1 protein-coding gene and 1 riboswitch are annotated in these 753 nt (G+C 28.6%); the gene reads left to right on the top strand.

Annotated features, from left to right (window positions below; genetic code table 11):
* A riboswitch (cyclic di-GMP riboswitch) is annotated at positions 1–55 on the bottom strand. This riboswitch is flagged as partial in the annotation.
* 184 nt (positions 56–239) lie between these two features.
* Positions 240–753 (top strand): NAD(P)-dependent oxidoreductase (locus KPL50_RS26645; RefSeq protein ID WP_216301470.1); only part of this gene is annotated, 514 nt, incomplete at its 3' end.

Genomic DNA, 753 nt, shown 5'->3' with positions numbered 1-753 from the left:
GTAAGGCCCTATGGCTTTGCGTCCTTACTTTTCAATAAGTTTGCTATTTTCCGTAAAAAGTTTTATCTTAAGGTATTAAAAATGGATTTTACATTGTATAAAATATTATTAGCAAGAATTTATTTGAAATAATATATTAACTTATCGTTAATAATCTTTTATTCTTTAGAATTTCCTCAATTATTTATTAAAGTAAGGTATAATTTATATAAGAATAAGCTTTAAGAGGAGAATTAAATATGAAGATATTAATCACAGGAGCTAATGGTCAACTTGGTCGAGAATTAGCTAATCAATACAAAGAGAAAAAGGGTATTGATTTAATACTTACGAGAAGGTCAGATCTAGATATATCGAATATTAATGAAGTATATAGTTTTGTAAATGAAAATAAACCAGATGTGATTATAAATTGTGCTGCACTTACAGCTGTGGACAAGTGTGAGACGGAAATAGATATGGCATATAAGATAAATGCAATAGGACCTAAAAACTTAGCAATAGCTGCAAATGAAATTGGCGCAGAAATTGTCCAAGTTTCAACAGACTATGTTTTTAGTGGCAATATAGATAAGCCACTAACGGAATTTGACAAAATAGATCCTTTGACTATTTATGGGAAAACTAAGCTCGAGGGAGAAATATTAGTTAAAAATCATAATCCTAAACACTACATAGTTAGAACAGCATGGCTTTATGGAGATGGAAATAATTTTGTAAAGACTATGATAAATTTAAGTAAAACTAATACCA

This window comes from Clostridium sp. CF012 (assembly GCF_018861755.1).
GTDB lineage: Bacteria > Bacillota > Clostridia > Clostridiales > Clostridiaceae > Clostridium_AD.
This window is presented reverse-complemented; position numbering and strand designations above follow the sequence as displayed.